Here is a 13,555-nt window from a genome sequence, read left to right on the forward strand (position 1 = left end):
CTAACCTATCCGACTCTCAGGGAGATGATTCTTGAGAGGGAGAATTCCCTGAACTTCGTCAGGCTTATTCTGGCAAGCGGTGTGATTATATCCCATACACCCTATATCGTTCTGGGTAGAGAAGCCGTACCCGCAGACCCTTTTCTGCAGCATCTCTATGTCTTTGGCGACTACGCGGTAAACGGCTTTTTCTGTATTTCGGGCTTTCTGATTGCCCATAGTGCTACGCGTAGCGGGTTGGGTAGCTACCTGGTAAAGCGTATTGCCCGTATTTTCCCCGCCTGGTGGGTTTCGGTTCTTTTCGTTATTTTTGCCGGTGGAGCCATCGCTGAGCGCACCGGTCATCTACCCGCTGGATGGACCTGGAGTGGTGCTCTGCACTATTGGCAACAGAATTATGACCTGGTGGATAGCACGTTTTCTCTGATGGGTGGCCCCGTCAATGTCCCCTACGAAAAAGTATGGAATGGTTCTCAGTGGAGCCTGGAGTTTGAATGGTTTGCTTATCTCTTTCTGATTCCGCTGATGTATACACCGCTCTTCAGGAAGTATTTAAAAATAACATCGCTAACGGTGTACCTAGCCATTACTATTTTTTATCTTGTGGGACTTAACTACCCGGAATTTATCTATGACTCCTTTGGATGGAGTATGCGATGGTTTTACGTTAATTCCCTCATGTACTCTCTTTTCTTTGCCGGTACTGTGCTCTATGCCTATAGTGATAGGATTCGATGCATTCCTCTTGTGGGGTATGGGTCTGTGGCTCTGGGGCTCGTGATTACGTGGGCAGCCTATTGGAAGATAGGGATTCAAGACTGGACGCACCTTCTGGTGGCTTATGGGGTGCTGTGCATTGGCGCTTCCACTCTCATGAATGTGCCCATTGGCCGTAAGAACGATATTTCATATGGAATCTATATTTACGCTTGGCCGGTGCAGCAGATTCTGGTGATGCTCGGTAGTGTGTCGCTGGGCTGGGCGCTCAATATTGCACTAGATTTTGTTATTACGGTGGCGCTGGCGTGGGTATCATGGAAGTGTATCGAAAAGCCGGCGCTCAATTATGTGCGGCACCCGATGATTCAAGGCAAGGTAGAGGAGAAGAACCGTGGAGGCAATGATACCTCGAACGAGCATCATCATGCCCGTGTATAACACGGCAGATACGGTGATCGAAGCGATTCGTTCTGTGCAGGCTCAGACGGACCCCGATTTTGAGCTGCTGATTATTATTGATGCATCTCCGGATAACTCCCAGCAGGTGATTGAGGAGTATCTGCATGCTAACCCCGATCCTCGGGTGAAAGTATACGCAGAGACCATCAATCGTGGAAGCTCTGAGGTTCGTAATTACGCCATGGATCTGATTCGCGGCCGGTGGTTTGCTTTTCTTGATTCGGATGATTTTTATCGTTCCGATTACTTGGAAAAGATGCATGCCGCCGTTGAACGGTATCCTCAGGTACAGGTGGTTGCTGCCGGTCATTCGATGCTTTACCCCGACGGTTCGGAACGTGATCGCAGCCCGCAGAACGAGAAGTACTACGGGGATAATGAGCAGATTCTCGTTGATTACCTCAACGACCAGATTACTCCCTTTACCTGGGATAAGATTTACCGCACCGATGTGTGCCGAGGCTACCACTACCCCCAGAATGTGCAACGTGGTGATGACGGTGTTGGCTCCCTGAGCCTATTAACAAACGTCTCCCAGATGGCTATTATTCGCGAATCGCTCTATGTGTACCGTGTGAATGCATCTGGCTTGACCTGGGGTTCTTTACCTCCGGTGACCAATACGGAGGATCATATTGGGCACCTAGAGAGGATTCTGGGAGATCGCCTGCACAATCCTCGCATTGCCAGCGCCTTTAATGTTGCTCGGGCAATGGTTATTTTGCTCAACGCTCAGCAAGCTCTGCTAATTGGAGGGACGCAGGCGCAGGCCATTGTGCGCCGCTGCCGTCAAATGCTGGAGTGGAAGCAGATTATTGGTGCTCTACAAAGCAATAGGATGGTAGGTGCCGCTGCTGCGCTTCTGAAGATGTCCCCGGCCGCTTACAAGGCTTTCTATAGCGCCTACGCCCGTAAACAATACGGGCTCTAAGAACCCTGTAGGTCCCTGTCCTCTCTGATGAGATGACAGGGACCTACATATTTAATGGGTTGGTCTTTCAACGTGAGCGATTACTTCTTAACCATAGGCTCCAGTATCGGCAGAATACCGGGCTGCGCATCCGCAGGATTACCGGTGAGGGAATGCTGGGTAAAAATACCCGCCCACACCTCATCGTAGCGTTTAATGCTGTGCTCCAGCAGCTGCATATTCTGGGTGTGCAGCTGCGTCTGAAGACGTTCACACTCCTCAACCAATTTCTCCACGCATAGGTACTGTTGAGTTAGCCATTCAAAGACTTCACGGTACTTTAGCCGAGCATCACCAAAGATTTGTTTCGCAGATTCTCCCTGACGCACAAAGCTACGATTGAGAGCATCGTTGAAAGCAGTCTTGACCTGACGGTACACATCATCCCCCTGGCTGGTGGCCTGACCCAGGGCGCTGGCGGGCGGACGATAAATCGTCACCGCAGGGCTTCCATTGGCAACCCAAATGGTATCGTGCGGATTCACACTAATACCGTTATACCCGTAATTACAGTGAATAATCGTATCGTGATCGTCCAGGAAAAAGCCGGTATGACCGGCAGCCCCCGAAGATGCTCCGCGAACACCCCAAATAAAGATATCGCCTCGACGAGCCGGGTAGCCACCCGTATGATCGCGGGCTACCTTGGTCCAGCCGGCACGTTCAAGGGTACCGAAAAGAGTATCCGTATTACCTACAGACTCTCCAGCCGGAATAAGACCGGCATGCTTAAGTGCCAGGTATACGGCTGAGCTGTAATCATAGGAATTAGGACCCAGTCGAGCGGTCATAGAGTAGTGCACTTTGCCCTTACGGGAGTTCATCCATTCCAGGGCAGTATCAATTGCTGACATAGTATATCTCCTTATATATCGGTACGGGTTAGTGGCTCTTCTGAGCCTTGAGCTTCTTAAGCAGAGGAAGCACACCGGGTTTCAAATCCTCAGTACGGCCGCTATACGAGTACATCTCAAAAATGCCACCCCAGTTAATATCTGCACGGGATTTCAGCCAGCTGAGCCTATCGGTGAGTGCACGCTGGTTACGCTCGGTCTGTGCCTTCAGATGCGCAATTTTCTTATGAATATTCAGAAAGTTAGTGTCCACCCATTCCAGCTCACCTGCAATAGAAGCGGTCTTAGCATCATGGAATCGCGCCTTGGCGGGTGCGCCATCACGAATAAAGGTCTCATGCAGAATCTCGTCAATAGCTCGAGCAGCTGCATCATAGGTAGGATTAGCCATTATGTCTCCTTGGCAATAGGGGGCTGCGGGGCTCTGTCGGTACCAAAACAGATACCCCGCAGCCGGTGAATTTTTACTAGGCGCATCTCTACCCGTGTAGGGGGTAGAGACGCTAACTTCTCGGTGCCGATCCGAAACCTTTAGCGCTTCGGGAGCCGTTATCCAAAGAAGATATCTTTACTGTATGAAGAAAGCCCATCAAAAGTCCTGTGGAGCAAAAACGGGCTGTACGCATAGAAAAACGGTGCCTGTTTCCCTGATGGAAACAGGCACCGTGTGGTGTTTTATGAGAAGTCCTCATCTCCTCTGGGGAGGGGATGCTTTCGAAGATATATTGTGAGCAAATCGGGCATAACGCCCAGTTCGTAAGCGACTTTGGGTAAATCCGAGGGGTACATGGCGGCGATAGTTAGCAAATCCGCTCGATCAATGAGATTCTCCGCCGCTTTAAGATCGCAGTAGTTCTCCCTCTTGGTGCTCTCAAAGCTATCAATGGCGTTATGTTCATCCTCGCGCTCGGCGTGAATCAGTTCGTGGGCAAGAACGGAACGAGTTTGCCGAGAACTCATAGATGGTTCTAACACGATGGTGCGGGTGTCATGGTCGTATCTACCGAGTATGCCGACACCAGGATGTCCCCACACAATATCCACTCCCAGCTCTCGGGCGTGTTCTTCCGGGTCATAACTAAGCGTCAAAGAACCCCTCCTCTGAGCTGTGCACGGTACCTCGCTTAGCCGCCAGGGCGTAATCATCAGCGGAGTAGTTGCGTGCCTGATGTACGGGTACTGCTGCACTATCGGAAGCATTGAGGCGGCGCAGCAGTTCTGCGGTCAGATCTTCATTGGAGGCATCCTGCAGGGACGTGCCGCGCAGACTTTCGGCTCGTTGAGCGCTAATCAGGTTGCTGTGCACCATCAGCTCCAGCAAATCCAGGTTATAGCGGTCGGCAATCATGACGAGGGTCTGAACATCCATAGTTCCAGCCCCGGAGAAGCGGCGCTGAATCGCATTGTGGTTGATGCCGAGTTCAGCCGCGAGAGCACGCTGGGAGAGGCCGGTTTTTTCTTTAATGTACTCGCCAATAGTCATAGATTCAGGGTAGCACGTGACGCGGAATATCGGTCATTCGGGTGGAATATGACAGAATGTGACGCAAAAATTACGTCACTTGATTGACTTAATGGGTCAAGTTGTCTCACAATGGGAGCCACCTACTGAAAACAGGATCTCCTAGGAGGAACAATGAGTCGAAATATAAGTCAGGGTACGTGCTCTTTTCGCACAGATGGATATTGCCGTAGATGCGGTGTGCCCTACGCCGGAAAAACACCCGGTTGCTCAGCCTGCTGGGCTCGACATCGAGCCCGTGAACGACACAATGCATTGGGCGTATCGAATCGGGGTGTAGGCCTACCCATATGTCCCCAATGCTGGCGCACCGCCGGTAAACCCCTGATGGCATGCAGTATACGCCCGGAAAATTATGGGGAGATCATTGAGGTTGAGAATCAATGGAGCCCTATCTATACCCGCTGCACGGTGTGCATTCATGTACGACCCGGAACGGTTCCCTTGGATTCTCCGCGTGTATATCTGCCGGTTAACCCCGGGTCAAAACGTACCTCTACAAACCGTGTGTATCCAACACGGGCGCACCCGGTACATTTTATGCACGCCAATTGTGGGGTGTGTGGGGCTGAGATTGATGAATCGGCACGTTGCGCAGGTCGTATGTACTGTACTAAGCATTGGCGCGAGTATCGGAAGAAGAACCGTGACCTTAAGACCCGTACAGCCCAGGAAAACACTGTGTGCGATGCGGGTTTGGAGGCGTTCCTTACTGCCCGTCGCGCTCGCACTCATGGCTCGGCTCGACCGGCGCCTCGCCGTGCCCGCCCCAACCGTTGGTAGCATTGCGCTCCACAGGACTTTTGTGGGTGTTGAATTTTTTCTATATTCCACCCATACATTATCTGTGAGTGAGGTTATAAAATATATGTAATAATATATGCTGGGGTGAGTGCCAGGATAGCTTCAATAAGAGGTAAAACTGAGAATTTATACTTATTGGTGTGTAGAACTCGAGGGGTGGTGTAAATGAATAGTACTGTTATGCCATATTATCTCTATTATTGCCCTATGCCCAGGTGAGTAGCATAGAGGTGTGGTGGCAAGTATTAAGCCAAGTGGGATGGATATTGCAATTGGGGCGAGTATAAATTTAATTACTCTCCCCCAAATATCAGTGTCACCATCACAATTCCATTTATTCAAGGTGTAATAAAGAGTTAGAATAAGGATATTTATAATAATCCCTAATAATATTGGGTGTATGTCTAAGAAATTTTTATCTAGATAGTACCCTATAGGTGGGTTGTCGGGGCCATAATGTGGATGATAGGCATTAAGGCATGTTGCATCTGGAGGGTCATTGGGAAAGTAGAAGAATGATGGGATAGGCAATGAAATCACTCCAAACTATAGTGAGCTAGATGCAGGTATACCCAGTATATGGTGATAAGGCATGCCTTGGTAGGATTTCAGGTTCCGGTTTACAATAAAGGCAGACATGCCCGCCCGTTGGGTGGGGCATGGCACGCACAGAACCGATGAAAGGACCCCCGGTGACACGCACTGACGGCACAGTGGCCGACTCCCGCCCGGAAAATCAACCCAAATCACCGTGCAAAGCCGCCCTTGCCAGCTGGATCGGATCCGCCCTAGAATACTATGATTTCGCGGTCTATGGTACAGCCGCAGCGCTGGTTCTCAATAAAATCTTCTTCCCCGAAGACGAACCCGCCATTGGCATCCTCAAATCCATGATCGTCATCGGTGTTGCCTATATTGTGCGGCCCTTCGGTGCGATGATTATGGGGCCGTTGGGTGACCGTTACGGTCGTCGATTTGTTCTTATGCTCACCCTCTTCCTCATGGGTGGAGCCACTTTCGCTATCGGCTGCCTGCCTACCTACTCTCAGGTGGGACTATTCGCCCCGATCCTGCTGGTAATCTGCCGTATGGTGCAGGGACTCTCGGCAGCCGGCGAACAATCCAGTGCCATCTCTGTATCCCTGGAGCACGCACCCGAAAATCGCCGTGCCTTCATTACCAGCTGGACCCTGCAGGGTACCCAATTCGGTTCTCTGATTGCCACCGCAATCTATATTCCCTTTACCTCTCTGCTTTCCGAAGAGCAGCTGCTGAGCTGGGGTTGGCGTGTACCCTTCTGGCTCTCGGCACTGGTGGTTGTCACCGCCTATATTATTCGCCGTCGCCTGGCGGAACCTCCCGCGTACCTGAACCAGGTGCGCGATAGCGTGCCGCCGCTCAAGCGCGTCTTTATACACCATAAGCGTGCCGTTATTACCGTGGCACTCTGCGCCATGGTTAATACCGTCAATATGGTGTTCACGACCTTCGCGCTCTCCTATGCCACCAAGGGTCACGGTCTGCCCCAAACTCAGATGCTCATCGTTCCCGTGGCATCCAATGCGGTGGGTCTGCTCATGATCCCGGTTGCAGCCGTGCTCGCCGATCGCTTCGGGCGCAAACCCGTATTTATCACCGGTGCCCTGACTGCCTCCCTGGTCATGTACCCCTATTTGCAGGCTATTGCTGATCATAACTGGGTTGGAATTTTTGGATTCGGTATGCTCATGCACGGCGCGCTCTACTCCCTGGCAAACGGTGTATGGCCCGTCTTCTATGCTGAAATGTTCCCGACCAGTGTGCGTGTGACCGGCCTGGCGCTGGGCACTCAGATTGGTTTTGCACTCTCCGGGGGCATTGCCCCCTGGGCTGCTACTATCTACGCCGGGCCCGCCCTGCAGGATGCTGTCGGTCCCTCGATTTTTGTGGTGGCAATGTGCCTGCTGGTTGTTGGGGCGGCGTGGACTGCACTCGAGGGTAAGGGTAAGACCCTGGCTGAGTTGGATGAGTCCTTGGCTGTCACTAAGGGTTAAAGAGGGTCTCTATTGCTCCAAAAATCAGGTATATAGATTGATATTTATATAGATGAATTCAATATATAAGGGGTGTGAATGGCATATGTCGTTCACACCCCTTATATACTCCGCGCCCGAGAGTTGGATCTAGAGTTTAATGCCCTGCTGCTGCGCCAGAAGCTGCTCAAAATGAGCCTTCATACGCTCAGCATTGGCGGCAGAGCCGGTAAAGAGCTCAAAAGCATCCACTGCCTGACCGACCGCCATAAAACCACCCGGTAGTACCGCGCACCCGGCAGCGCGGGCCGCACGAATCAGTTCGGTCTCCTGGGGTAGATAAATAACATCGGCGACCCACAGACCGGAGTGCAGTAGTGCCGGGTTCAGGGGAATGCCCGGGTGCACATGCATACCAATAGGGGTGGCATTGACCAGACCGTGCGCTGTCTTCAGTGCCGCGCCAAGCTGCTCAACACTTTCAAGCGAGTCAATCTGAGCCTGGGGGAATCGCGCCCTTAAACGCTCAATCAGCTCCGCGCTCTTGGCGGCATCCGGATCAAAAATATAGAGCTGCTGTGCGCGCGCCTCAGAAGTCCCCAGACCCAGCTCTTCACCCTTTTTCAGCAGGGCGTAAGCGGTTGCGCTACCGGCACCTCCGGCACCCAGCTGTACCGTAACACTCAGTGCTCGGGTAGAGTCAGCAACCTCGGGCAGACCCCAGGAGAGTGCGCGCATAAAACCCGAAAAATCCGTATTGTCGCCATAACGGGTGCCGTCCTCATGCAGGAGCACGCAATTGACGGCGCCCAGAGCTCGGGCATCTTCGCTGAGCTCATCCACATATTCCATGACCGATTGCTTGCAGGGATGGGTGATATTAAAAGCGTTATAGCCCAGTAGCTGAGCGGCATCCAGTAGAGCCGGTAGAGATGCTGCATCCAGGTTCAGGGCGTCTAAATCAATGGGTCGATAGAGGTAGCGCAAGCCCAGTTCGCTAGCTTCCGCCTCGTGCATGGGAGGGGTGAGGGAGGTGGTAATGCCGTCACCGATGAGGCCCACCAGGAAAGATTCTTCTCTTAAGCTCATGGTCTATATATACCCTTAGAGCCGCTCAGAATGCGAGGATATGCAGGGCTGGAGTTAAAACTTCCCGATGCCGGAATAAATTCCACCCTTAAAAACCCCTCAAAAGAGCGCTGCGACACGCCCGAAGGTATAAGCTAGAAGGACACGACCATTGTGTAACACAGACAGACCAGATCACAGTGTAGTGAGCCTAATTTTCGGAAGGTAGAAAAGTGGTGAACGACGAGGCTAAGACCCGCTTCGAAGACACCACCCGAGCGGAGGCTTGGGTGGAACAATACTACCGGCATAGTCCCGCCGGCGACCGGGACCGCTTTACTGAGCGCGAATTAAAGAACCTTGCCTGCTCCCACTACACCCTTGCCTCCCAGCGAGAGCTCAATGCCCCCAAAATTGCGGTAGAAACCCGCGATGATCTGACCGTGCTCATGGTGGTCACCGAAGATATGGGCTACCTGCTCAGCTCCATTGCTGCCGAAGTATCCTCCAATTACGGCGGAATCGCAGCAATTTTTCACCCCATCTTTACCGTAGATCGCGACGCGCAGGGCAATATTCTGCGCGCCAAGCGTATCGATTTGGAGCGCCCGCTCAATAATGGCGACACCGCCTCCATGAGCATGAGTATTGTGGGCCCTGCAGCAGACGCCCCGGCTGGTTCTACCACCACCGTGGAATCCTGGATCGCTATTTTGCTCAGCAAAACCCAGGATGATTTCACCGGGCTGCAGCTGCGCCAGCAGGTTGAGAAGATCCTCAAGGATGTGCGCCTGAGCAATGCCGACTCCCAGGCAATGCACCAGCGAGTTAACGATATTGCCGACTCCATGAACGCCCTGCACGGCGTGGCTCTGGGCGGCAATCTGACCGACTACTACGCTCACCACGCCGGCTCGAGCGAACCGGCATCCCGCGTGAGTATTGCCCAGGATTTCCTACGCTGGCTCACCCGCGGCAACTTCCTCTTTCTGGGCGTTAAAACCCGCGAACTGACCTCCCAGTCCGGTCATATTGAGCTGCGCGATACGCCCGGTAGCACCCTGGGTGTACTGCGCGCCTCCGAAGGCACCCACGCCATCGCCCTGGAAGGTGAAGAGCTCGAGCGTGCCCTGTTCCCCAGTCCGCTGTATGTGACCAAGGCAAATAGCCGTTCCACCGTGGATCGTCACGAGCACCTGGACTATATTGGTGTGCGCCGTTTTGACCCCACCGGTCGTGTGATTGGTGAGTACGTTATTCTTGGCCTGTTCACCCGCCAGGCATACTCCCTGCCGGCGGTAGAAACCCCGCTGGTGCGCGAACGTATCGCCACCATGCGCCGCCGCCTGGGTATTTACACCGGATCCCACTCCGACCGCGCCCTGCTGGGTGCTGTAGAGGACTACCCGCGTCAGGAACTTTTCCAGACCGGCGTTGCCTCCCTGACGGAGACTTTCCGCGGCATCCTCGGTCTGGAGGAGCGCCGCGCCACCCGACTTTTCCTTCGCCCGGACCGTTTTGGTCGCTTTATTTCGGCAGTGGTCTATCTGCCGCGCGACCGCTATAACACCTCGGTCCGGAACCGTATCCAGCAGGTCTTCCGCGAGGAATTTGACCTGATCGCCATCGACCACGATATTTACCTATCGTCCTCGTCGCTGGCGCGCATATACTTCCGTATTCACCTGGCGAACCCCAACGCCCGCGTGGACACGGATATCAACGCTCTTGAGCAGCGACTGCAGGCAGCCACCCGCTCCTGGGAGGAAGCCACCGCAGCCGCTCTTGAGGCATGGAAACCTGGTGTGGAAGGCCGCCAGCTTGCATCCGTCTGGGCGAATGCAGCGCCGGCAACCTACCGTGCCGACTACGAAGTAGAAAATGCAATCGAGGATATTGTGATTTTTGAATCCCTTTCGGGCGAGACTACCAAGCCCGCCGCAATCAAGGTCGAGACCGGCGAAGCCACTACCCGTCTGAAGACCTATCTGTCCACTCCGCACACCCTCACTGAACTGCTGCCCGTTATGCAGAACATGGGTCTGGTTGTCGTAGACCAGAAGCCCTACGAGTTCTCCCCCGAAGACGGTGAAGAGTACAGCTACCTGTACGACTTCGGTGTAGAGTTCCCCGAGGGCGTAGACCCGCAGGAAGTTGCAGGTCTGTACGAAGACGCGCTGAACGCATACCTGCTGGGTCTGCGCGACTCCGACACCCTGGACCGCCTGATCCTGGTCGAGAAGCTCTCCTGGGAGCAGGTGCGCTTCTTCCGTGCATTCAACCACTACCTGATTCAGCTGGGCCTGGGCTACACCCCCTCCTTCATGTCCAACACCCTGCTGGCATACCCTGCCATCACCCGCGCACTGATCGAGTTCTTCGACGTGAGCTTCAACCCCTCCAACGGCCTGGACGAGGCAGCACGCGATGCACGCCGTGAAGAGATCCTCGAAGCCCTGCGCGAAGACCTGAACAAGATCCCCACCCTGGACGCTGACCGCTACCTGCGCTCGCTGACCAAGGTCATCAAGGCAATCCTGCGTACCAACGCATACCTGGGCCGCGAGGCACTGGCATTCAAGGTCGCTCCTCAGGAGATCGACTTCGCACCGCTGCCCCGCCCCAAGTTCGAGATCTTCGTGTACTCCCCGCGCGTTGAGGGCGTTCACCTGCGCTTTGGCTCCGTGGCTCGCGGTGGCCTGCGCTGGTCCGACCGCCGTGACGACTTCCGCACCGAGGTGCTGGGTCTGGTCAAGGCGCAGATGGTCAAGAACTCCGTTATTATCCCCACCGGTGCAAAGGGCGGCTTCTACCCCAAGCAGCTGCCGGACCCGGCAATCGACCGCGATGCATGGATCACCGAGGGTCGCGAGTCCTACAAGGTCTTCATCCGCTCCCTGCTGGATGTCACCGACAACCTCTCCGTAGCGGCAGACGGCACCGAGACCGTTGTGCGCCCCGAGGGTATCGTGGCACGCGATGGTGACGACTACTACCTGGTGGTGGCAGCCGATAAGGGTACCGCCGCATTCTCCGATACCGCAAACGCAATTAGCCTGGAGCGCGGCTTCTGGCTGGGCGACGCCTTCGCATCCGGCGGTTCCGTCGGTTACGACCACAAGGCAATGGGTATTACCGCACGCGGTGCATGGGAGTCCGTCAAGCGTCACTTCGCTGAGCTGGGTCGCGATTGCCAGGCTGAAGAGTTCACCGCTGTTGGTATTGGCGATATGTCCGGCGACGTGTTCGGTAACGGCATGCTGCGCTCGGATAAGACCCGCCTGGTGGCTGCTTTTGACCACCGCGATATCTTCCTGGATCCGAACCCGGATGCAGCCGTGGCATTTGCAGAGCGTCAGCGCCTGTACGACCTGCCCCGCTCCTCCTGGCAGGACTACAACCGTGAGCTGATCTCCGCCGGCGGTGGCGTGTACTCTCGCGGCCTGAAGTCCATCGAGATCACCCCCGAGGTGCGCGAGGCACTGGGTCTGGACGCCGAAATCACCGAACTGTCCCCCAACGAGCTGCTCTCGGCAATCCTGAAGGCACCGGTTGACCTGCTGTACAACGGCGGTATCGGTACCTACGTGAAGGCTTCCACCGAGACCAACGCACAGGTGGGCGATAAGGCTAACGACGCTCTGCGTGTGAACGGTAACGAACTGCGCGCCACCATCGTGGGCGAGGGCGGTAACCTGGGCTTCACCCAGCTGGGTCGTATTGAGGCTGCACGCAATGGCGTTATCCTCAACACCGACGCAATCGACAACTCCGCAGGTGTGGAAACCTCCGACCGCGAGGTGAACATTAAGATTCTGGTGGACCGTCTGGTTGCCAACGGCAAGCTCGACGCTGAAGAGCGTGCAGCCTTCATCGAATCCCTGCAGGATGAGGTCGGCAAGAAGGTTCTGGAAACCAATGTGGAGCAGAACGTTCTGCTGCAGGGCGAGTTCCACGAGACCGTTCTGGGCGCAAACCTGTACATCCGCCTGATGCACCTGTTGGAGAAGGAAGCCGGCCTGAACCGCGCCGTGGAATTCCTGCCCACCGACGAACAGCTGCGTGAGCGCCGCGCCAATAACGGCGAGCTGCTGACCCGCCCCGAGCTCTCGGTGCTGGCTGCATACGTGAAGATCTACCTGACCCACGCACTGGAGCAGACCTCCTTCGCTGATGATCCTTACCTGGAGTCCGTACTGCGCTCCTACTTCCCGGCGGCTCTGGTGGAGCGTTTCGGTGATGAGCTGGATTCGCACCCGCTGCGCAAGGAAATCATCTGCACCCGCGTTGCTAATGAGATGGTCAACCTGGGCGGTATCACCTTCGCATTCCGCGCTATGGAAGAAACCAACGCTGGCGTGGATGCTGTAGCACGCGCCTTCGTGGTTGCTCGCGAGCTCTTCGAGCTTGGCGTGGCTGCTAAGCTGCACCGCGAACTGCCCGCAACCTTCCCGGTTGAGGCATGGCACAAGATCATGCACGATAACCAGCGTGTGCTGGACCGTGCGGTACGCTGGTTCATCGCTGAGCGCGGTGTGGTTGCCGGCATTACCATCGATCAGATGCTCGAGGACTTCGGCGCTCTGGTTCAGCTGCGCCGTAACCTGCCTCAGTACCTCTCCGAGCTCTCTCACGCACGCGTTCACGCAAAGCGTGTCGAGGGTGAGGCACTGGGTCTGCCCGAGGAACTGATCGTGATCTGGATCCGCGGTCTGGAAGGCTACGCCCTGCTGGATGTTGTGCGCGTTGCTCAGGAGAACAGCCTGGATCCGGTCAGCCTGGCAGCAATCTACTACGCAGTTTACGACCGCTTCAGCGTGGATGAGCTGCTGGTTCACATCTCGCTGCTGAGCCGCAATGACCGCTGGGAGACCCTGGCACGTCAGTCCCTGCGCGCTTCCCTGTACGAGACCGTGGCATCCCTGGCACTGTCCGTGGCACAGGAGACCGAGGGCCAGTACGACACCGTTGAGAGCGCTCAGAAGGCACTGGATGAGTGGGTTGCTGATCACCCCACTCGCGTGGCTCGTATCGACTACATGCTCGAGCAGCTGCGTGAAGCAGACCGCGACACCCAGGCATACTCTCGCCTGGCAGTGCTCTCTGTGGTTCTGCACGCTCTGGCTAGCGCTTCCTAATAGAGGCG

At 55.1% G+C, this 13,555-nt stretch carries 10 protein-coding genes; 5 read left to right on the forward strand and 5 right to left on the reverse strand.

Features of this window, described 5'->3' with window-relative positions; genetic code table 11:
* The first annotated feature begins 24 nt into the window (after nt 1-24).
* Both Q4P78_RS00365 and Q4P78_RS00370 read left to right on the forward strand, forming a co-directional pair.
* Entirely contained in the window at nt 25-1,158 is a 1,134-nt protein-coding gene (locus tag Q4P78_RS00365) for an acyltransferase (protein WP_303338324.1), read from the forward strand.
* Nucleotides 1,145-2,110, forward strand: coding sequence for a glycosyltransferase family A protein (locus Q4P78_RS00370; RefSeq protein WP_303338325.1), 966 nt, complete (start codon nt 1,145-1,147; stop codon nt 2,108-2,110). The genes Q4P78_RS00365 and Q4P78_RS00370 overlap by 14 nt, the downstream gene beginning before the upstream one ends.
* 80 nt (nt 2,111-2,190) lie before the next feature.
* Here the strand turns inward: Q4P78_RS00370 and Q4P78_RS00375 are convergent, their stop codons facing one another.
* The 4 genes from Q4P78_RS00375 to Q4P78_RS00390 form a co-directional block, all read right to left on the reverse strand.
* Nucleotides 2,191-3,003: a peptidoglycan amidohydrolase family protein gene (locus Q4P78_RS00375; protein WP_303338326.1), complete on the reverse strand. Its 813-nt coding sequence runs from the start codon at nt 3,001-3,003 to the stop codon at nt 2,191-2,193.
* Between the two features lie 28 nt (nt 3,004-3,031).
* A complete protein-coding gene (locus tag Q4P78_RS00380) occupies nt 3,032-3,394 on the reverse strand; it encodes a hypothetical protein (protein WP_303338327.1) in 363 nt (120 codons plus the stop codon).
* Between the two features lie 284 nt (nt 3,395-3,678).
* On the reverse strand, nt 3,679-4,149 hold the full coding sequence (locus tag Q4P78_RS00385) for an ImmA/IrrE family metallo-endopeptidase (protein ID WP_303338328.1): 471 nt from the start codon (nt 4,147-4,149) through the stop codon (nt 3,679-3,681).
* Entirely contained in the window at nt 4,082-4,486 is a 405-nt protein-coding gene (locus Q4P78_RS00390; protein ID WP_303338329.1) for a helix-turn-helix domain-containing protein, read from the reverse strand. Before Q4P78_RS00390 ends, Q4P78_RS00385 begins: the two co-directional genes overlap by 68 nt.
* Nucleotides 4,487-5,128: 642 nt before the next feature.
* Here Q4P78_RS00390 and Q4P78_RS00395 point away from each other — a divergent pair.
* Nucleotides 5,129-5,308, forward strand: a complete 180-nt coding sequence (locus Q4P78_RS00395; RefSeq protein ID WP_303338330.1) for a hypothetical protein — start codon at nt 5,129-5,131, stop codon at nt 5,306-5,308.
* Nucleotides 5,309-6,021: 713 nt separating this feature from the next.
* Complete coding sequence (locus Q4P78_RS00400; RefSeq protein ID WP_303338331.1) at nt 6,022-7,362, forward strand: MFS transporter; 1,341 nt, start codon at nt 6,022-6,024, stop codon at nt 7,360-7,362.
* Nucleotides 7,363-7,491: 129 nt separating this feature from the next.
* On the opposite strand, the gene Q4P78_RS00405 is transcribed toward Q4P78_RS00400, so the two are convergent.
* Nucleotides 7,492-8,430 carry a shikimate dehydrogenase gene (locus Q4P78_RS00405; protein WP_303338332.1) on the reverse strand — a complete coding sequence of 313 codons (939 nt, stop codon included), beginning with the start codon at nt 8,428-8,430 and terminating at the stop codon, nt 7,492-7,494.
* 212 nt (nt 8,431-8,642) lie between these two features.
* Between Q4P78_RS00405 and Q4P78_RS00410 the strand changes: the two genes are divergently transcribed.
* Nucleotides 8,643-13,547, forward strand: coding sequence for an NAD-glutamate dehydrogenase (locus Q4P78_RS00410; protein WP_303338333.1), 4,905 nt, complete (start codon nt 8,643-8,645; stop codon nt 13,545-13,547).
* Nucleotides 13,548-13,555: the final 8 nt, after the last annotated feature.

Origin of the sequence: Rothia sp. (in: high G+C Gram-positive bacteria) (assembly GCF_030540545.1) — a bacterium.
Lineage (GTDB): Bacteria > Actinomycetota > Actinomycetes > Actinomycetales > Micrococcaceae > Rothia.

Coding starts and splice junctions, on each gene's coding strand:
- Q4P78_RS00365 (WP_303338324.1), top strand. CDS start 25: ATGATTCTTGAGAGGGAGAATTCCCTGAACTTCGTCAGGCTTATTCTG.
- Q4P78_RS00370 (WP_303338325.1), top strand. CDS start 1,145: ATGCCCGTGTATAACACGGCAGATACGGTGATCGAAGCGATTCGTTCT.
- Q4P78_RS00375 (WP_303338326.1), bottom strand. CDS start 3,003: ATGTCAGCAATTGATACTGCCCTGGAATGGATGAACTCCCGTAAGGGC.
- Q4P78_RS00380 (WP_303338327.1), bottom strand. CDS start 3,394: ATGGCTAATCCTACCTATGATGCAGCTGCTCGAGCTATTGACGAGATT.
- Q4P78_RS00385 (WP_303338328.1), bottom strand. CDS start 4,149: ATGATTACGCCCTGGCGGCTAAGCGAGGTACCGTGCACAGCTCAGAGG.
- Q4P78_RS00390 (WP_303338329.1), bottom strand. CDS start 4,486: ATGACTATTGGCGAGTACATTAAAGAAAAAACCGGCCTCTCCCAGCGT.
- Q4P78_RS00395 (WP_303338330.1), top strand. CDS start 5,129: ATGTACTGTACTAAGCATTGGCGCGAGTATCGGAAGAAGAACCGTGAC.
- Q4P78_RS00405 (WP_303338332.1), bottom strand. CDS start 8,430: ATGAGCTTAAGAGAAGAATCTTTCCTGGTGGGCCTCATCGGTGACGGC.